We start from the raw sequence: 16522 nt of genomic DNA on the forward strand, positions 1-16522 counted from the left end.
GGGCCGCCTACTGTTCGGTCGAGAGGGGGGCCAGGCGCTGCTGGGGGCGCCCCTGGGCGGCCGCGGCCAGCGCTATGACGATCTCGCCGGGGTGGGGGGCGTCGGCGACGCGGACCTCGAAGCTCTGGTGGTGGGAGCGGATCGTGGCGTCGGTGATGTGCTTCAGCGGGATGTCGAAGACGACGCCCGCGGGGCCGCGCTTCTCGACGGCGGGCAGCAGCGTGGTGGCGTTCGCGGCCTTGCGGAAGTGGTCGCCGAAGGTGAGCGTGTGGATCAGCGCCGAGCCGTGCTCGATCTCGCCGTCCAGGCCGACGATCGCGGCCTTGCCGTACGCCTCGGCGGGGGCCTGAAGGGCGTCGAGGACCGCCGGGGCGAGCAGGGCGCCGAGGTCGGAGGCGTGCGCGGCGATGCCGGGGGCGAGGTCCTCCACGAAGCCCTGGCCGGCCCAGGGGTTGTCGATCACCGCGGCCACGACGGCGATCCGGGCGGGGCTCTCGACGGCCCGGCCGCCCTCGGTGCGGATCTCCTCGACGACGGTCACGATCTTGCGGACGCTCATGAGGGCACTACCTCCAGGGTTTCGGCGGTGACGACGGGGTCCGTCGCCCGGTCTCCGATGCGGGGGTGCGGGCGCGCTCCGGTGGACGCGCCCGCGATGACGACGATCTCGTCCGCGCGCGGGGCGTCGGGGACCCGGGCACTGACGGTCTGGTAGTGGCTGCGTGTCGAGGCCCTGGTCTTGTGCCAGAGCGGGACGGTCAGCGTCTCACCTGCCTCGGCGCGGGTGTCGGCGAAGCAGATCACCGACTCGCCCGCCAGGAACTCCCGGACCAGGTTGCCGAAGTACGGGGTGTGGATGAGGGCGCCGGCGTGCTCGACCTCGCCCGCGGCGCCGACGAGCGCGGCCTTGCCGAACGCCTCGATCTCGTCCGCGCCGCCGAGGGAGGCGATGAGGCGGTCGGTCAGCAGCCGGGCGAGCACCGGGCCGACGCGGGCCTGTTCCGCGGACAGGTCGGCCGAGGGGCCGGTGCCCGCCCACGGGTTGCGGATCACCGCGGCGGCGCTGGCCCGCCGCAGGGGCCGGGCGAGCGTCTCGCCGCCTTCGCTGAGGACGACGTCGCGGTAGACCACCAACTTGCGCAGACCGATGGTCTCGTCGAGGTGATGCATACGCTCTTGCATGGCACAGGACGATAGATGCCGCCCTCTGACCGGTCAAGGGACCGCGAGGAAGGCGGACCGAGCAACCGCCTACCCTCCCCTCCAGGTCCGACAACACGCGTTCTATCTGCGGCGATTAAAGGATCCAGGCGGTTGCGGTGTTTTCGCGGCCCGACCTATTGACGCTCCCATGGCAGCGTGCCTTACTGCTGCTTGTATGCCAGAGCGGGTGGCCAGCAGGCCCCGGACCCGAGGAGTTCCATGTCCAGACCCCTGGAAGCGGACGCGACAGCGCCGCCCACACCCCCCTCGGAGAGCACTCGGCCGGACGGCACGCTCGGTTCCGTCTTCTGGACCTCGCTCGGCGTCTCCGCGGTCTTCGTGGCGTGGGCGGCCCTGTTCACGGACAACCTGAACAAGGTCACGACCGACTCGCTGAACTGGGTGACGTCCACGTTCGGCTGGTCCTACCTGGTGGTCACGCTCGCCCTCCTGATCTTCCTGGTGTTCCTGGCCTTCAGCCCGGCCGGCGACATCCGCCTCGGCAGGGACGACGACCGCCCCGAGTTCTCCACCCCGGCCTGGTTCGCGATGATCCTCAGCGCGGTCATGGGCATCGGCCTGGTCTCGTACGGCGTCGCCGAACCGATCTCCCACCTCGCGTCGCCGCCGCACGGACTCGCCGAGCCGAACACCCCCGCGGCGGCGGTCCGCGCCCTCCAGTACTCCTACTTCGACTGGGGCCTGCAAGCCTGGGCGATCTTCGCCGTCTTCGGTCTCGCCATCGCGTACTCGACGCACCGCAAGGGCCGGCGCACCCTGGTCAGCCAGTTGTTCACGCCGCTGCTCGGCGACCGTGTGAACGGGCCGGTCGGCAAGGCCATCGACGTCCTCGCGGTGTTCGCGACGCTCTTCGGCACCACGACCTCCCTGGGCCTGGGCGCGCTCCAGGTCAACAACGGGCTCGGCCGGCTCTGGGGGATGCCGGTGAACGACGTCAGCCAGGTGCTCATCATCGCGGCCGTCACCGCCGTGTTCACGCTCTCGGCGGTGACCGGGGTCAGCAAGGGCATCAAGTTCCTGAGCCAGGGCAGCACCTGGCTCGCCGTCGTCCTGTTCGTGTTCGTCCTGGTCGCCGGCCCCACCGTGTTCATCGCGAACCTGTACACCGAGGCCGTCGGCCAGTGGGCCACCGACTTCTTCCGGATGAGCCTTCAGGGCACCGCGTTCGGCGGGCTCCAGTGGATGCAGTGGTGGACCTACTTCATGATGGCCTGGTGGGTCTCGTGGGGTGCCTTCGTCGGCGTCTTCCTGGCCCGCATCTCGCGCGGCCGCACCATCCGCGGGTTCGTCATGGGCGTCCTGGTCGTCCCCAGCGTCGTCTTCTTCACCTGGTTCACGGTCTTCGGCGGCACCGCGATCCACATCGACCTCTACGAGGGCGGCGACATCGCGAAACAGACCGCGGCCGACATCAACAGCGCGTTCTTCGCGACCCTCGACCACTTCCCGCTCGCCTCGCTGACCTCGGCGATCGCCATCCTCCTGGTCATCATGTTCTTCGTCTCCGGCGCCGACGCCAACACCTATGTGCTGTCGATGATGACCACGGGCGGGTCCCTCACCCCGCGCCGCCCGGTGCTCATCCTCTGGGGCGTCCTCACCGGCATCACCGCGGTCGTCCTCATGCTCGCCGGCGGACTCAACGCCCTCCAGAACACCGTCATCGTGACGTCCCTGCCGTTCCTCGTGATCATCGCCGGGCTGGCGGTGTCCTTCTGGAAGGAACTGCGCGCGGACCAGAAGGATCTCAGACCCCTCAAGGAGAAGACCGATGTCTCGCGCTGACGCCCGCCGGGCACTCATCGAGCAGGTGTGGGCCGCCGCCTGGGGCCGAGGCGACGTCGACGCCCTCGACACCCTGCTGAGCCCGGCCTACCTCCGCCACAGCCAGGACCCGCACCCCCAGGACCTGGACGGCTTCAAGTCCGCGATCGTCTCGACCCGGACGGCCTTCCCCGACCTGGTCACCACCCTCGACGACATCCTCGTCGAGGGCGACCGGGCCGCGATCCGCTGGCACAGCACCGGCACCCACGAGAACGCGCTCCTCGGGGTCCCGCCCACCGGGCGGCGCGTGGAGGTCAGCGGCGCCACGTTCGCCCGCTTCGAGGGCGAGCGGATCGTCGAGGAGCACGTGACGTGGGACCCCCGGGCGCTCCTCGCGGCGCTGGGGATCATCCAGGTGGGACAGGACTGACGACAGATGAACAGGAGCACCCCCATGACAGCCCTCGCCGCGACGCCCGACCTCGACGTGATGAAGCAGGTCAACCGACAGTTCGTCACCGGTGTCACCGTCGTGACGGCGATGGACGGGCAGACCCCCCGAGGGCTCGCGGTCAACGCCTTCTCCAGCATCTCCCTCGACCCCGCCACCGTGATGGTGTGCGTCCAGCGGACCTCCTCCACCCACGACTGCCTGTTCCGGGCGGGCCACCTCGCGATCAACATCCTCTCCACCGACCAGCTCGACGTGGTCGGCACGTTCGCGGGCAAGTCCGACGACAAGTTCAAGGACATCGCCTGGGAGAGCGGCCCGTTCGGCAGCCCGCTGCTCGCCCGCAGCGCCGCGCACATGGAGGCCGAGATCCGCGAACGCCTCCAGGCCAGCACCCACACCGTGTTCATCTGCCGGGTGGTGCACGCCTCGGTCGACGAGCGTCAGCCCATGGTCTACAGCGCGGGTAGGTTCTTCGACGGCGGCGCACTCGCTCCGCTGGACTGACCGACGGACGGCCGGGAAGGCGGAAGAGGGCTCGGTGGATCAGGCGAAGGACAGGCCGAAGAACGGGTCGATGCAGGCCCGGGTGATCGCCGACATGCGGGAGCGGATCATCAGGGGCGCCGTCGGACCCGGGGCTCCGCTCTCGGAGATCGCCCTCGCGCAGGAGTTCGGCGTCAGCCGCACCCCGGTCCGCGAAGCCCTCAAGCAGCTCCAGACCGAGGGGCTGGTCGAGATCCGCCCCCGCGTCGGGACGTTCGTCACCATCCCCTCCCGCCGCGAGATCACCGAACTCTTCGAGATGAAGGGGCTCCTGGAGGGCGCGGCCGTACGCCTGCTCGCCCGGCGCGGCCGGGTCGCGGAGATCGACCTGCTGGAGCGCAACCTGCGCGAGGCCGACGCGGCGGTGGAACGCGACGACCGGGGGCGGTACGCCGAACTCGTCCAGGAGTTCCACGACCTGCTCGTCGCCGGCGCCGACAACAGCAAGCTGGAGGCCCACTACCGGATGCTGATGAACCAGCTCTCCTACCCCCGGCTGGTCAACACCTCCCTCAGCCGGCCGCGCCGCGTCCAGCAGTCGGACCGCGAACACCATCACGTCCTGGAACTGATCCTGGAGAAGGACGGCGACAGCGCCGAACACGTGATGCGCGAGCACGTCCGCGCCAGCAGACGCGCCGTCCTGGCCGGGCTGCCCTTCGGCGGCCCGGACTCCTGACACCTGCGGTTTCACCGGGCCGCGGGCACCTTCGCACGGAACGTGGGCGCGGGGCTCATCGAGCGCGCCTCGGCGGACTGCCTGCCGAGCGCCTTGAGGCCGACGGCCGTCGCGGCGTTGACCAGCGCTCCGAGGACGACGGCGAGGGCGAGGAGCAGAGGCTTGCCCATGTCTCCGACCGCGAGGAAACCACCGTAGGGAACCGTGATCGTGGCACCGAAGGTCATCGTCAGGGCGCCGGTGACGGCTCCGCCCGCGATGCCCGCCGGGAGCACCCGCAGGGGGTCGGCCAAGGCGAAGGGGACGGCGCCCTCGGGGATCGAGGCCGCGCCGAACAGCCACGCCGCCTTGCCGTACGCCCGTTCGGCGGGGGTGAAGAGCCTGCCCCGGGCGAGGGTGGCGAGGCTCATGCCGAGCGCGGGCACCATACCGGCCGCGACCACGGCGGCCATCATCGTCATGTCGGCCGGGCTGAACTTGGTGGGGTCGACCCCGCTCACGCCGACGACACCGAAGGCGATGGCCGACTTGCCGATCGCGCCGCCGAGGTCGCAGCAGACCATCAGGCCGAGGAGCGCGCCGGTCAGGGCGGTGTGGTGGAACTCCAGCCACACCAGCTCGCCGTGCAACCACCCGGTCAGGGAGGTGAGTTGGTCCCCGGCGAACGCGATGACCAGCGCGGCCGTGGCCAGGCTGGCCAGCAGCGGCACCAGCACGGTCGAGGTGATGTCCCGCAGCCGGGGCGGGACGGAGATGCGTACGAGTGCCAGGGTGGCCCCGCCCGCGACGAGGCCGGCGAGCAGCCCGGCGAGGACGCCGCCCTGGACGCCCATCGCGGCCATGCCGCCCAGCAGGCCGGGCACCAGCGCCGGGCCGCCGGCGATGCCGTACGCGAGGTAGGCCGCGAGGCCCACCGGCAGGAAGCTCAGTCCGCTGGCGCCCAGTTTGAGCAGGAGTGCGGCCCAGGTGTGGGGCTGGGTCCAGTCGGCGGTGGCGAGGATGCGGTCGGCTGTGTCGGTGAGGTCGGGGCCCGAGATCGTGAGGGCAAGGACGGTCATCGCCGCCGCGATCCCGGTGAAGGGGGCGAACCAGGGGACGCCGGCGGCCAGCCAGCGGCCGGTTCCGAGGCCGAGGGGCGGGGTCGGGGCGGCGTCCCGCTGGGGACGGGAGGGCTTACGGGGGCGGGACATGAGGGCTCCGGTCGGAGAAGAGGGGGTGCCTTGAGTGACGGGGGTCGCCGGCCGCCATGGGGAAGCGGCCGGCGACGCGGGTGCTCCGGGAACGTCACCTGGTGACGACGTCGACTCCGAAGTCCTGGGTGATGGCCGCGATGTTCACGCCGACCATGTGTTCCCTTGAGCAGTGGCAGGGGCTCGATGCCTGCCACACCACGCCCGAGTGCCCGCCGACGATCCACGCCCCGGACTCGGTGTCGTCCGTCGTGTAGATGGGGGCACCGGAGTCACCCGGCTGGGTGAGCTGCCCATTGTCGTAGGCCGGCCAGTTCGTGCCGCCCTGGTCGTAGACGAAGCCCTTGCCGTCCTTGATGCAGTTGACGCCGCCCGAGTAGCAGATGCTGAACCTGCTGTTGGAGATCGGGTGGCCGCAGTGGTTGAACGACACGGAACCGCTCACGCAGACCTTCGTGCCGTTATCGGGGAGCTCCGTCCCGTGGACGAACATCGAGGCGCCGCTGCCGGCGAGTCCCCCGGTGAACATGAAGCTGTCATAGGGCTTGGCGGTGTTGCCGGACATCAGCTCGGTGTCGATGTTCTGGTTGCGGCGCGTGACCTGGCCGACCCAGTTGCCGAAGCCGTTGTTCTGGCCCCGGCTGTAGACGTGCGTCAGGTTGCCGTAGCAGTGCCCGGCGGTCGTCATGTAGAGGTGCCCGGTGGCGTGCTGCTTGACGGCGAAACCGGCCGTGCACTTGTACGCCGAGGTGCCCTCGGTCCCGATCAGCGCGGCCCCGGCCCAGAACGGCTGGGCGTCGGCGAACCGGCTCTGCTGGGGTTCGAGGCGGGCCTGCTGGATGTCGACGGCGCCCGGGTAAGCGCTGGTCAGCGACTTCGTGACCGAGCCGGGGGCGTCCGTGTAGACCGTCACCTTGTCGGTGGCGGCGTCGTACGAGGTGGCCACGCCGTATTTGTCGGCGTCGCTGTTCCAGGCGCGGTCGGTGATCGCCGTCTGGATCCTGTCCAGGGTGTCCTTGCTGAACCGGCTGGCCTGAACGGCCGTCGGCACGCCCGCCGGGAGCAGCTTCTGCACCTCGGCCTTGTCCACGGCCGACGTGCCGGCGGCAAGCCTCAGCATCGCGCCGGAGTCCGCGACGCCGAGGACGGCGGGGGTGGCGGCGAGGTGGTCGAGCTGCTTCCACTGGCTCTCGGTGGGCGCCGTCTGCCTCTGGGCGGGGGCGGCTGACGATTCAGTGGCCGCCGCCAGCGCGACGGCCGGAGCGCCCACGGCCAGCACCCCTGCGGCGACAGCCGTCAGGACCAGCCGGATCGGGCGGTTTCTCACTTGCACAGCTCCTCGATTCACTCAGGTGGAGTGGGAACGTGCGTAAAGAAACCAACCGTTTTTGACGACGGTCCGGCGATCCGATCACGATCGGCGATCGTGATCGGCGTGCGGCCGGCGGGGAGACCCTCAGTACGCCAGGGTGATGCGGCGCCGTATCGCCGTGCTCTTCTCCGCCTCGTCGACCAGGGCGACCGCGTAGTCCTCGGCGCTGATGAAGCTCGTGCCGTCCTCGGCGGTCAGCAGGTCGTCGCCGCCGAGGCGGAAGGTGCCGGTGCGGTCGCCGGGGGCGATCTCGTCGGCGGGTGAGACGTAGGTCCAGTCGAGGTCGGTGACCTCGGCGCGCAGCAGGCGCAGCACCTCGCGCTGGGCGAGGGACTCGGCCTTGTACATCGCGGGGAAGTCGGGCGTGTCCACCCGGTCAGCGCCGGATGCCGTCCGCAGGCTGCCCGCACCGCCCACGACGACCAAGCGCCGTACGCCTGCCTCGCGCAGCCCTGTGACCAGGGAGCGGTACGTCGACAGGAGCGGAGCGGTCGGGTCGGAGCCGTCGCGGGGCGGGGAGACGGCGGAGACGACGACATCGTGGCCGGCGGCGGCCTGCGCGACCTTGCCCGCCACGGAGGCGTCGAGGGCGAGTGCGGTGAGCGCGGGGTGCTGGGTCTCGACGCGGCCCGAGCGGGTGGCGGCGGTGACCTCGTGGCCCCGGCCGAGTGCTTCCGCGGCGATGCGGGAGCCGATCATGCCGGTGGCGCCGATGAGGAGGATCTTCACAGGGGACTCCGTAGGTGTGCGGGGTGTTGTCAGCGCTGGATCCGGAAGGTGACCTTCGCCCGCTCCACGGTCTCCTGCACGACGCGCACCTCGCCTGAGGCGTTCTTGTAGGTGCCGGTGCCGCCGGTGACGGCGAAGGTCTCGTCGAAGACGGGGCCAGTGGCGGAGAGCCGGGCGGTGCCGGAGGTGGTGATCTTCCCGCCGGGCAACTCGTAGACGAAGGTGAGGAGTTCGGCGGTGCGCGGCCTGGCGTCGGTGGAGACGCCGACGAAGCTGCTGGTGCCGACCTTGCGGCCGTCGCGGCCGATGAGGTCGCCGGTGCCGATGAGCTGGTCTCCGAGGGCGGAGTCGGCGGGGGCGACGTCGACCAGGTTGATCGCGGTGCCCTTCTCGACGACCTCGATGGTGGTCGTACGGGGCGCGGGGGCGGCGTCCGCCGAGGCGGATCCCAGGGAGAGGCCGACGGCGAGGACGCCGGCCAGGCCGAGGGCGGGGAGGATGCGGCTGCGCATGAGCGGGCTCCGTCCGTGGGGGGGCTGAACCGGATAAGTATCTGCTGACACAGACACTATCTCTGCCGATGCAGATATTGCAACGGCAGCTTCTTCCGGACGCCGACATCTGTCACCCTGTCCAGGTGGACGAGGAACTGCTCAACGCCGACGACGTGACGCTCTACGGCCTGTTCGTAGAGGCGTTCACCCGCCTCAAACCCCTGGTGCACCGCGACCTGGGCGTCCCCGACACCTGGTTCGAGGTACTCCTCCGCCTGGGCCGCACCCCCGGCCACCGCCTCCGCATGACAGACCTGGCGCAGGCCGTCTCCTTCAGCTCGGGCGGCTTCACCCGCCTCGCCGACCGCATCGAGGCCGAGGGCCTGATCCGCCGCGAACCCGACCCCGCGGACCGGCGAGCCGCCTACGCCGTCCTCACCGACACCGGCCGACTGGCACTGGACCACGCGATGACCGTCCATGTCGCACACCTGCGCACCCATGTCACGGCGCCGCTCTCGGCCGAGGACCGGGGGCATCTGGAACGCGTGCTGCGGACACTGCGGGACGCGAACGACTGACGCCGCGGCCGATACCCCAGAGGATGCGCCCCTCCCAGGCGGACAATCCCCGTGCTCCCCCACCACCCCGCGTGGCATCCTCCCGACCATGGACGATCTTGCGACAGCGCGCCTCCTGCTTCATCCCTTGACCGTCTCCGAGGCCGAGCACCTGGTGACGGGCGAGCCGAGCGGCAATGTGCGGTGGGCGTCCGAATACCCCACCGACGGGGACGTGTTCGCCGCCCGGCGTTTCCTCGGCGTCTGTGCGGCGGCCGGGGATCCCCGGCCGTTCGGCATCTTCGAGATCCGTCGCCGGAAGGACGGTCGGGCGATCGGCGGCCTGGGGTTCCATGGGCCCGTGGACGCGGACGGCGGTGTCACGATCGGCTACGGCCTCGTCCCGGCGGCGCACGGCCAGGGGTACGCCTCGGAGGCCCTCCGCGCGCTGCTGCTGTTCGCGCGGGCGCAGGGTGCCACCCGCGTGAGAGGCGACGCGGACCACGACAACGTCGCGTCCCACCATGTGATGACGGCGGCCGGCATGCGGTCGGTGGGGCAGGACGAGCACGTCCGGTACTTCGAGATCGCGTGGGGCCCGCATCCCGCCGACGGGGCGGTGGCGAACTGCCGCCCGGAACGCCCCTGACCACTCTCGACCCCCGGCATGTACGAACGTACACTCCTCCTGGAGATTTCCGAACAGGCTTAGGTATTCGAGTCGTTCGCGTCACCCCGGGAAGGACAGGGCGTGGAGAGCATCACAAAGAACAGGCAGTCCCTGGACGTTCTGCGCGCCATGGTCGAGCGCGCCTACGGGCCCGGGCAGGTGCCGGCCGCGGACGGGTGGGTAAGCGAGCTGGGGCACGGCTGGTTCAACGTGGCCTACCGCATCCGCCTGCGCGACGGCGCCGAGGTCGTCCTGAAGATCGCCCCGCCGCCGCAGGTGGAGGTGATGACGTACGAGCGCGGCGCCATGGCGATCGAGCTGACGACGCTGGACCTCCTGCGCTCGCGCACCTCGGTGCCGGTGCCCGTCGTCGACTTCGCCGACCGCAGCCACGAACTGTGCGACGCGGACTACTTCTTCATGCCGTACGTCGACGCCGACAACCTCGGCATCGTCAAGGACCAACTGCCCGCCGCCGAACGCGACGCGTACCTGGAGCAGGTCGGCGCGGCGAACCGGGAGATCAACTCCCTGCGCGGCGACGCCTTCGGGCCGCTGGCCGGGCCGGGTGACCCGAGCTGGCGGCGGGTGTTCACGGGCATCGTCGAGGACGTCCTGACCGACGGCGAACGCCGCCGCGTCGACATCGGCTGGGACTACGACACCGTCCGCGAGGTCCTCGCCGAGCACGCCGGCAGCCTCGACGAGGTCACCGAACCGCGGCTGGTCGAGTGGGACCTGTGGGACAGTAACGTCATGGTCCGCGACGGCAAGATCGCCTGCGTCATCGACCACGAACGCGCCTTCTGGGGCGACCCGTTGATCGAGGCCGGCTTCACCGGTACGCAGCTTCCCGCGTTCGGCGACGCGACCCCCTTCATGCGCGGCTACGGCCACCCCGAGCTGACGGAGACCGAGCGGGTCCGCCGTCGCCTGTACTGCCTCCACCTGATGCTGATCATGGTCATCGAGACCGTGTACCGGGGCCACACCGACACCGCACAGTACGACTGGGCCCGCCCCCGCCTCGACGAGGCCATGGCACTCCTTGGCCGCACCCGCCGGTGACCGCGGCGCCCACCGCCACCGCGTCCGACCACACGACCCGGCTCGCCACCGAGCCGGTCGGCCGGCTGCTGTGGCACGCCTGCGCCCAGACCACGGCGGCGGTCGGCGTGTACGGCGTCTACGCGCTGACCAACGCCTGGTTCGTCGGCCACGGCGTGGGCGACAGCGCGATGGCGGCGGTCAACCTGGTCGCCCCGCTGATGCTGCTGCTCGGCGCGGTGTCCACGACCGTCGGCGCGGGCGGCGCGTCCCTGGTCTCCCGCGCGCTCGGGGCGGGGGACCGGCGGTCGGCCGCGCGGGCCGCGGGCAACTCCTTCGTTCTGTTCTGGGCCACGGCTGCCGCCACGACCGTCCTCGGCCTGGCCTTCCTGGACCCGCTGCTCTCCCTGCTCGGCGCGCAGGGCGAACTGCGGGACAGCGCCCGCCCCTACGCCGTGGTGCTCCTGTGCGGTGCGCTGGTCTCCACCGGCTTCTCCAGCCTGGTGCGCGCCGAGGGCAGGGTGGGCTACTCGACGCTGCTGTGGCTCGTGGCCGTCGCCGTCCAGATCACCCTGGACCCACTGCTGATCTTCGGGTTCGACATGGGCGTACGGGGTGCCGCGCTCGGTACCGTCGGCGGGCAGGCCGTCTCCACGGCGATGAGCCTGTGGTTCTTCTTCGGCCGGCGCGACCGGCCCTACCGCATCGCCCTCCCGGACCTGCTGCCGCACGGCCCGACGCTGCGGGCGCTCCTGGGCGTCGGCCTGCCCTCGTTCCTGGCCGGGACGGGGGTCACGCTCCTGGCGGTCCTCGTCAACTCCACGCTCGCGACCGCCGGTTCGGCCACCGCGCTGGCCGCGTACGCCGTCTGCGCCCGCCTCCAGACGTTCGCGATGATGCCGCACACCGGGATCAGCCAGGGGCTTCAGCCGATCGTCGGCTACAACGCCGGACGGGGGCTGGGCGACCGTGCGCTGAAGGCGCGGGACCTCGCGTTGCGCGGGTCGCTGGTGTACGGGGTGCTCACCGCGGCGACGCTCGCGCTGCTGGCCGAGCCGGTGGCCGGGCTCTTCCTCAACGACGCCGCGACCGTCACCTCCGCCGGTCAGGCGCTGCGTGTCCTCTCACTGGGTCTGGCCGTCGCCGGGATCGGTCCGCTGACGGCGGCGTACGCGCAGTCGCTGGGACGGCCTGCTCCCGCGTACCTGATCTCCATCGGGGCTCTGCTGCTCATCAAGGTCCCGTTGGTCGCGGTTCTGGGGCGGCTGGGCACGGGCGGGGTGTGGTGGGCGCTGACAGCTGGTGAGTTGGCGACCGCGGGGGTCGCGCTCCTGCTGCTGCGGCGGTTGCGCCGGGATGCTTCGGGGGTGTGAGGCGGGCGGGTCGGCGGGCGGCCTTGTGGGGAGGCGGTCGGCAGGCAGACGGGTCAGGTGACGCCGTACGGGCCTGCGAGGGCACCTTGTCAGGTTCGTGCCCCCGCAGGCTGTTCGGTGGCCGCGTTCAGGCGGCGGTGATGCGCCGGACCGCCTCGGTCGTCAGGGCGCGGTCGTGCGGAGCGGTGTCGAGGGCGCGGTGGAGGGTGAGGCCCTCGATGAGCGCGTCGAGCTGGCGGGCGGTGTCGGGGTCGAAGTGCCGTTCCAGGAGGTCGCGGCTGCGGGCCATCCACGTACGGGTCAGCTCGCGGTACTCGGGGCGGCGGGCGGCGAGCGTGTACAGCTCCTGGGTGAGGACGAGGTCGCGCTGCGGGCCGTCGGAGATCGTGTGGACGAGGTCGATGACGGCCTGCCGGGCCTGTTCGGTGTCGGCCGCGCCGCCCAGATACTCGTCGAACACCTCGACGATATGGTCCGCGAACCGTGTGAACGCCTCCCGGAGCAGGTCGTCGATACCGGTGAAGTGGTACGTCATCGAGCCGAGCGGCACACCCGCACGCGCGGCGATCTTCCGGTGCGAGACGCCCGCGACCCCCTCGGCGGCGATGTGATCGAGCGTGGCGGCGAGGATGTGCTCGCGCCGCCGGGGGTCTGCGTATCCGGTCGCCATCGACTCAGACGTCGCGGACGGGCCGGGCGGGCGAGCCCACGGCGACGACACCGGCGGGGATGTTCCTCGTGACGACCGACCCGGCGCCGACGACACTGTCGTCCCCGATACTCACACCAGGACAGACGATGACACCGCCGCCGAGCCAGACGTTGTCCCCGATGATGATCGGGCGCGCGGCCTCCAGCTTGTCGCGCCGGGGCTCGGGCTCCACGGGATGAGTCGGCGTCAGCAACTGGATGTTCGGACCGATCTGACAGTCCTCACCGATGCTGATCGCCGCGACGTCCAGCGCGGTGAGGTTGTAGTTCACGAAGGTCCGGGCGCCGATGCTGATATTGACGCCGTAGTCGACGAACAACGGCGGACGCACCTCGGCCCCCTCCCCCACGAAGCCGAGCAACTCCTCCAGCACCGGCCGAGCCTTCTCCGGCGCCTCCAGACAGACTGCCTGATAACGCGCGGCCAGCCGCATCGCCCGGTGCTGCCGGTCGGCGAACTCGGGATCGTCGGCGATGTAGAGATCGCCCGCGCGCATGCGCTCCAGATTGGAGCGGGGGTCGCCTGCGAAGTGGTCGGTGGGCATGCGTACGATCGTACACTCCGGGAGGCGCGTGTCCCTCGGCTAGAAGCAGTACGCGCTAACGGATGGACAGACATGGTTTGATGCCGCACTCACGGTTCACCTCCGCGAACGCGGAAAGTACCTCGGCATAGACCTCCCGGCGCACGAGCCCGTCGGTTTACCCCCGCGTCCGCGGGAAGCACCTTCTTCGTCCAGCGCGCCAAGCAGGTCCTCCGACGCGGCGGTCCGGTCGCCTTGCCAACAGACAACTGGCATATCAACTCCTACACCAGAAGGCGGGTTCCAGTCCTGCTGTTGCCTTGGGCCATGCCTTCCTTTGCAGGGACCGCGCGTTCTGACGTTGGCTGTCCCCCGCTCTCAGGCCGTACCCGTCGGCGCCGGCCTGGCGGGCGTCCGGACCGGCGGACGGGGCGGCGTCACTCAGGGACGGCGAGCGGTGGGTGTTCGAGGACGCGGGGCTTGTACTCGACCAGTTGGATGCGGCCGTCGAAGGTGCGGTGCTCGGTCATGTCGAGGGCGACGTCCGGATAGCCGTCGTAGATGCGTTCCTCGCCCGTGGCCCCGGTGATCACCGGGAACATCACGACCCGGAAGCGGTCGACGAGTCCGGCGCTCAGGAGGGAGCGGCACAGGCTGACGCTGCCGATCGTGCTGAGGAGCCCCGAGCCGTTCGCCTTCATGGCGCGGACCGTCTCGACGGCGTCGTCGCGGACGAGTGTGCAGTTGGCCCACGTCAGCGGCTCCGCGAGCGAGGAGGAGAACACGACCTTGGAGGCTTGCGTGAGTTCGTCGACGGACGCCTCCTCCTCGGGCCTGAAGTCGTCCTGGCCGCTGGGGACTTCGCCTGCGGCGAAGCCCGACATCAGGCGGTAGGTGTTCGCCCCCATCAGATAGGTGACCTCGGGCTGCTCGCCGAGCCACGCGAGGTACTCCGGCCCCTCAAGGCCCCAGAACCCGGGCCAGCCCTCTCCCGACGCGTAGCCGTCGAGGGAGGTGATGAAGTCGACGAGAAGCTCCGACATGACGGGGTCCTTTCCCTAGGTGTCACGAGCTTGGACCGGCCGGGAGCCACAAACTCATCGGCCGCGCCGTGCAGCAACCAGAGAATCCATTTCGACCGCATCCTCTTTCACCAACGTGACGGCTGAATCCGACCGCCAGAAACTGGTGCTGTCGCACAGCGTGTGCGCACCGCTGTTCCTCGCGGGCCCGGCAGTGACCTGGCCAGCAATCGCCTTGGGTCGGTCGGTGGAGACCGGCTTGCAGCAGATGTCCTCGCAACGCGGTCAGTCGCGTCATCGCACGTGAGAAACCCGGCGACGTCGGCGATCACCCCCGGGATACTGGTCGCCCATGGATGAGGTCAAAGTCGTCGTCGCCCATTCCCAGCGCGCGACGCTGCGTGTCGGCGATGTGTTCCTGAAGGTGGACACCGATCAGACGCGCATCGACGTCGAGATCGAGGCGATGTCCCTCGCGCCGGTCCCGACCCCGGAGGTCCTGTGGCACAAGCCGCCCGTGCTCGCGACCGCCGCACTCCCAGGGACGACGCTCGGGCGCCTCGGCGGACCGTCGACCGGGTCGCCGGCGGCGTGGGCAGCGGCGGGCGCCGCCATCCGGAAGCTGCACGACGCGCCGCTGCCGCCCCGGCCCGGCCGGAGCATCGCCGCTCTGGTGGCGGATCTCGACGGCGAGTGCGAGTGGCTCGTGACGAACGGCGTCCTGCCCGCGGACCTGGTCACCCGCAACCGCGAGGTCGCCGAGGCCGCGCTCCGGCCGTGGACGCCGGTGTTCACGCACGGCGACCTCCAGATCGCTCACGTCTTCGTCGACGGCGACGAGGTCACGGGCATCATCGACTGGTCCGAGGCCGCCCAGGGTGATGCCCTGTTCGACCTCGCCACCTTCACGCTCGGACACGAGGAGCACCTCGACGACGTCATCGCCGGCTACGGCACCGACATCGACCTCGACGTGATCCACGCGTGGTGGTCATTGCGAAGCCTGCTGATAGTTCGCTCCCTGATCGAGCAGGGCCTCGATCCCTTCGCGCCAGGCTGCGAGGTCGACGTGCTGAGATCCCGCATGTGAGGCCGCGCGGACCTGACTACTACGAACGCGTGGTGGATGTCGTCGCGGATCTCCCAGCGGATACGCGCTTCCCGCGGATCGGCGGGGCTGCCCGGACAAGCGGGATCAATTGGGTGACGTCATCGCGGTCGCCGCCGGTGCTTGCTGTCGGCCTGCCCCGGTCCACCGGGGACGGACCGGTCCCAGAGGGCGGTACGGTTCTGCGTACGCGGCGGCGAAGGCCAGTTCCACAGCACGGTTTGAGCGCGCGGCCCTACTCACTTGAGTACGCGTACTCAAGGCAAAGGTGTGGCCGGCTCGAAGACTTGGCGCATGAGACGAACCTCCGCCTCGGCCGGCACAGCCACCCGCTCGCCGCACCTCATGCTTGCGACGGCAGCACTCGCCGCACTGGCACTCACCGCCTGCGGCACCGAGCAGACCAGCGCCGGCCGACCGCACAGCAGTGCCGCCGGCGTCGCCGGGGCCCGGCCCGCGACGGCCTTCACCGAGATGCTCGGCAAGGTCGCACAGCAGTGTCCCCCGAGCGCTGCGCCGGAGGCTCCGCCGAGCGGTCCGGCAGAGACGTTGCCCGCCGGGGAGGCACCACCGAGCGACGCGATCGAACCGATCGCTCCTACGGCGGGACCGGAGGTGGAGCTCAACGCGCGCGACTGGTGCGCGGGGAATCTGCATGAACAGCGCATCGCGGAAGCACTCTGGAATCTGGCGGAACCCACCCCCACCAAGGTCAGGGCGATCCTCAACGATCTCGGCTACATCGACGAGCGCATCCACGATCTCCGGCAGTCCGGTACGACCACGCGGTTCTTCCTCGACCTGCGCGACCAAGGCGGCAGGCTCTGCCTGGACGGTTCGGCGGCCGGCGAGCAGACCGTCGTCGACAAGTGCGTAGCCCCGGTGACCGGCCCGTTCACACCGGGAGAACGGAACGCGTGACGACCGCCGTCAGTCCCCTGAACGGCGACGCCGGGAGGCGTTGTCACTTCTCATGAACAAAGCCCCCGTGAAGAGCAGAGTGTCCGGCGCCTTCCCGTTCGCCCGCCGCGACATCAGCGTCGGCCTTCCGCCGT

Annotated in this window: 19 protein-coding genes and 1 pseudogene; 10 read left to right on the forward strand and 10 right to left on the reverse strand. The window is 70.6% G+C overall.

The features are described 5' to 3' along the window. Positions 1 to 7 precede the first annotated feature (7 nt). Together ACLZOT_RS08270 and ACLZOT_RS08275 are read right to left on the reverse strand one after the other, a co-directional pair. On the reverse strand, positions 8 to 559 hold the full coding sequence (locus tag ACLZOT_RS08270; protein ID WP_416968100.1) for an amino acid synthesis family protein: 552 nt from the start codon (positions 557 to 559) through the stop codon (positions 8 to 10). Continuing rightward, positions 556 to 1182: an amino acid synthesis family protein gene (locus tag ACLZOT_RS08275; RefSeq protein WP_416968101.1), complete on the reverse strand. Its 627-nt coding sequence runs from the start codon at positions 1180 to 1182 to the stop codon at positions 556 to 558. Before ACLZOT_RS08275 ends, ACLZOT_RS08270 begins: the two co-directional genes overlap by 4 nt. Positions 1183 to 1422: 240 nt before the next feature. Between ACLZOT_RS08275 and ACLZOT_RS08280 the strand changes: the two genes are divergently transcribed. Genes ACLZOT_RS08280 through ACLZOT_RS08295 form a run of 4 tightly spaced genes read left to right on the forward strand, consistent with a single transcriptional unit; the run spans position 1423 to position 4667 of the window. Then, on the forward strand, positions 1423 to 3009 hold the full coding sequence (locus tag ACLZOT_RS08280; protein ID WP_416968102.1) for a BCCT family transporter: 1587 nt from the start codon (positions 1423 to 1425) through the stop codon (positions 3007 to 3009). Further along, entirely contained in the window at positions 2996 to 3421 is a 426-nt protein-coding gene (locus ACLZOT_RS08285) for an ester cyclase (RefSeq protein ID WP_416968103.1), read from the forward strand. The genes ACLZOT_RS08280 and ACLZOT_RS08285 overlap by 14 nt, the downstream gene beginning before the upstream one ends. A gap of 24 nt (positions 3422 to 3445) precedes the next feature. Next, entirely contained in the window at positions 3446 to 3949 is a 504-nt protein-coding gene (locus tag ACLZOT_RS08290; protein WP_416968104.1) for a flavin reductase family protein, read from the forward strand. A 34-nt stretch (positions 3950 to 3983) separates the two neighbouring features. Then, the gene (locus ACLZOT_RS08295; RefSeq protein ID WP_416968105.1) at positions 3984 to 4667 is read left to right on the forward strand and encodes a GntR family transcriptional regulator; all 684 of its coding nucleotides are present in this window, start codon (positions 3984 to 3986) and stop codon (positions 4665 to 4667) included. A gap of 11 nt (positions 4668 to 4678) precedes the next feature. Here the strand turns inward: ACLZOT_RS08295 and ACLZOT_RS08300 are convergent, their stop codons facing one another. The 4 genes from ACLZOT_RS08300 to ACLZOT_RS08315 form a co-directional block, all read right to left on the reverse strand. Next, the gene (locus ACLZOT_RS08300; protein ID WP_416968106.1) at positions 4679 to 5857 is read right to left on the reverse strand and encodes a fructose-specific PTS transporter subunit EIIC; all 1179 of its coding nucleotides are present in this window, start codon (positions 5855 to 5857) and stop codon (positions 4679 to 4681) included. 94 nt (positions 5858 to 5951) lie between these two features. Further along, complete coding sequence (locus tag ACLZOT_RS08305; RefSeq protein ID WP_416968107.1) at positions 5952 to 7184, reverse strand: hypothetical protein; 1233 nt, start codon at positions 7182 to 7184, stop codon at positions 5952 to 5954. A gap of 129 nt (positions 7185 to 7313) precedes the next feature. Then, positions 7314 to 7958, reverse strand: a complete 645-nt coding sequence (locus ACLZOT_RS08310; protein ID WP_416968108.1) for an NAD(P)-dependent oxidoreductase — start codon at positions 7956 to 7958, stop codon at positions 7314 to 7316. 29 nt (positions 7959 to 7987) lie between these two features. Continuing rightward, positions 7988 to 8470: an allene oxide cyclase barrel-like domain-containing protein gene (locus tag ACLZOT_RS08315; protein WP_416968109.1), complete on the reverse strand. Its 483-nt coding sequence runs from the start codon at positions 8468 to 8470 to the stop codon at positions 7988 to 7990. Between the two features lie 68 nt (positions 8471 to 8538). Here ACLZOT_RS08315 and ACLZOT_RS08320 point away from each other — a divergent pair, with 68 nt between their 5' ends. The 4 genes from ACLZOT_RS08320 (at position 8539) to ACLZOT_RS08335 (ending at position 12102) form a co-directional block, all read left to right on the forward strand. After that, positions 8539 to 9033 carry a MarR family winged helix-turn-helix transcriptional regulator gene (locus tag ACLZOT_RS08320; RefSeq protein ID WP_416968110.1) on the forward strand — a complete coding sequence of 165 codons (495 nt, stop codon included), beginning with the start codon at positions 8539 to 8541 and terminating at the stop codon, positions 9031 to 9033. An 88-nt stretch (positions 9034 to 9121) separates the two neighbouring features. Continuing rightward, complete coding sequence (locus ACLZOT_RS08325) at positions 9122 to 9661, forward strand: GNAT family N-acetyltransferase (protein ID WP_416968111.1); 540 nt, start codon at positions 9122 to 9124, stop codon at positions 9659 to 9661. Positions 9662 to 9763: 102 nt separating this feature from the next. Further along, complete coding sequence (locus ACLZOT_RS08330) at positions 9764 to 10750, forward strand: phosphotransferase family protein (RefSeq protein WP_416968112.1); 987 nt, start codon at positions 9764 to 9766, stop codon at positions 10748 to 10750. Further along, positions 10747 to 12102 (forward strand): MATE family efflux transporter, encoded by a 1356-nt coding sequence (locus tag ACLZOT_RS08335; protein ID WP_416968113.1) that lies wholly within the window; start codon positions 10747 to 10749, stop codon positions 12100 to 12102. The genes ACLZOT_RS08330 and ACLZOT_RS08335 overlap by 4 nt, the downstream gene beginning before the upstream one ends. A 127-nt stretch (positions 12103 to 12229) precedes the next feature. Here the strand turns inward: ACLZOT_RS08335 and ACLZOT_RS08340 are convergent, their stop codons facing one another. The 3 genes from ACLZOT_RS08340 to ACLZOT_RS08350 all read right to left on the reverse strand — a co-directional run bounded on the left by ACLZOT_RS08340 (position 12230) and on the right by ACLZOT_RS08350 (position 14380). Further along, complete coding sequence (locus ACLZOT_RS08340) at positions 12230 to 12772, reverse strand: TetR/AcrR family transcriptional regulator (protein ID WP_416968114.1); 543 nt, start codon at positions 12770 to 12772, stop codon at positions 12230 to 12232. A 4-nt stretch (positions 12773 to 12776) separates the two neighbouring features. Beyond that, complete coding sequence (locus ACLZOT_RS08345) at positions 12777 to 13358, reverse strand: sugar O-acetyltransferase (protein ID WP_416968115.1); 582 nt, start codon at positions 13356 to 13358, stop codon at positions 12777 to 12779. A 416-nt stretch (positions 13359 to 13774) separates the two neighbouring features. Then, on the reverse strand, positions 13775 to 14380 hold the full coding sequence (locus ACLZOT_RS08350; protein WP_416968116.1) for a dihydrofolate reductase family protein: 606 nt from the start codon (positions 14378 to 14380) through the stop codon (positions 13775 to 13777). Positions 14381 to 14711: 331 nt separating this feature from the next. Between ACLZOT_RS08350 and ACLZOT_RS08355 the strand changes: the two genes are divergently transcribed. Then, the gene (locus ACLZOT_RS08355) at positions 14712 to 15449 is read left to right on the forward strand and encodes a phosphotransferase family protein (RefSeq protein ID WP_416968117.1); all 738 of its coding nucleotides are present in this window, start codon (positions 14712 to 14714) and stop codon (positions 15447 to 15449) included. A gap of 64 nt (positions 15450 to 15513) precedes the next feature. Here ACLZOT_RS08355 and ACLZOT_RS08360 read toward each other — a convergent pair. Further along, positions 15514 to 15627, reverse strand: a pseudogene (locus tag ACLZOT_RS08360) (IS5/IS1182 family transposase); the annotation flags it as partial. A 134-nt stretch (positions 15628 to 15761) separates the two neighbouring features. Here ACLZOT_RS08360 and ACLZOT_RS08365 point away from each other — a divergent pair. After that, positions 15762 to 16388, forward strand: coding sequence for a hypothetical protein (locus ACLZOT_RS08365; protein ID WP_416968118.1), 627 nt, complete (start codon positions 15762 to 15764; stop codon positions 16386 to 16388). Positions 16389 to 16522 lie beyond the last annotated feature (134 nt).

Source organism: Streptomyces sp. 4F14 (assembly GCF_048159485.1).
In the GTDB taxonomy this organism is placed as follows: Bacteria; Actinomycetota; Actinomycetes; order Streptomycetales; family Streptomycetaceae; genus Streptomyces.

Bases quoted from the DNA above. Each gene is read 5' to 3' on its own strand.
- ACLZOT_RS08270 (WP_416968100.1), bottom strand. From the start codon at position 559: ATGAGCGTCCGCAAGATCGTGACCGTCGTCGAGGAGATCCGCACCGAG.
- ACLZOT_RS08275 (WP_416968101.1), bottom strand. From the start codon at position 1,182: ATGCAAGAGCGTATGCATCACCTCGACGAGACCATCGGTCTGCGCAAG.
- ACLZOT_RS08280 (WP_416968102.1), top strand. From the start codon at position 1,423: ATGTCCAGACCCCTGGAAGCGGACGCGACAGCGCCGCCCACACCCCCC.
- ACLZOT_RS08285 (WP_416968103.1), top strand. From the start codon at position 2,996: ATGTCTCGCGCTGACGCCCGCCGGGCACTCATCGAGCAGGTGTGGGCC.
- ACLZOT_RS08290 (WP_416968104.1), top strand. From the start codon at position 3,446: ATGACAGCCCTCGCCGCGACGCCCGACCTCGACGTGATGAAGCAGGTC.
- ACLZOT_RS08300 (WP_416968106.1), bottom strand. From the start codon at position 5,857: ATGTCCCGCCCCCGTAAGCCCTCCCGTCCCCAGCGGGACGCCGCCCCG.
- ACLZOT_RS08315 (WP_416968109.1), bottom strand. From the start codon at position 8,470: ATGCGCAGCCGCATCCTCCCCGCCCTCGGCCTGGCCGGCGTCCTCGCC.
- ACLZOT_RS08320 (WP_416968110.1), top strand. From the start codon at position 8,539: ATGCAGATATTGCAACGGCAGCTTCTTCCGGACGCCGACATCTGTCAC.
- ACLZOT_RS08325 (WP_416968111.1), top strand. From the start codon at position 9,122: ATGGACGATCTTGCGACAGCGCGCCTCCTGCTTCATCCCTTGACCGTC.
- ACLZOT_RS08340 (WP_416968114.1), bottom strand. From the start codon at position 12,772: ATGGCGACCGGATACGCAGACCCCCGGCGGCGCGAGCACATCCTCGCC.
- ACLZOT_RS08345 (WP_416968115.1), bottom strand. From the start codon at position 13,358: ATGCCCACCGACCACTTCGCAGGCGACCCCCGCTCCAATCTGGAGCGC.
- ACLZOT_RS08350 (WP_416968116.1), bottom strand. From the start codon at position 14,380: ATGTCGGAGCTTCTCGTCGACTTCATCACCTCCCTCGACGGCTACGCG.
- ACLZOT_RS08355 (WP_416968117.1), top strand. From the start codon at position 14,712: ATGGATGAGGTCAAAGTCGTCGTCGCCCATTCCCAGCGCGCGACGCTG.
- ACLZOT_RS08365 (WP_416968118.1), top strand. From the start codon at position 15,762: ATGAGACGAACCTCCGCCTCGGCCGGCACAGCCACCCGCTCGCCGCAC.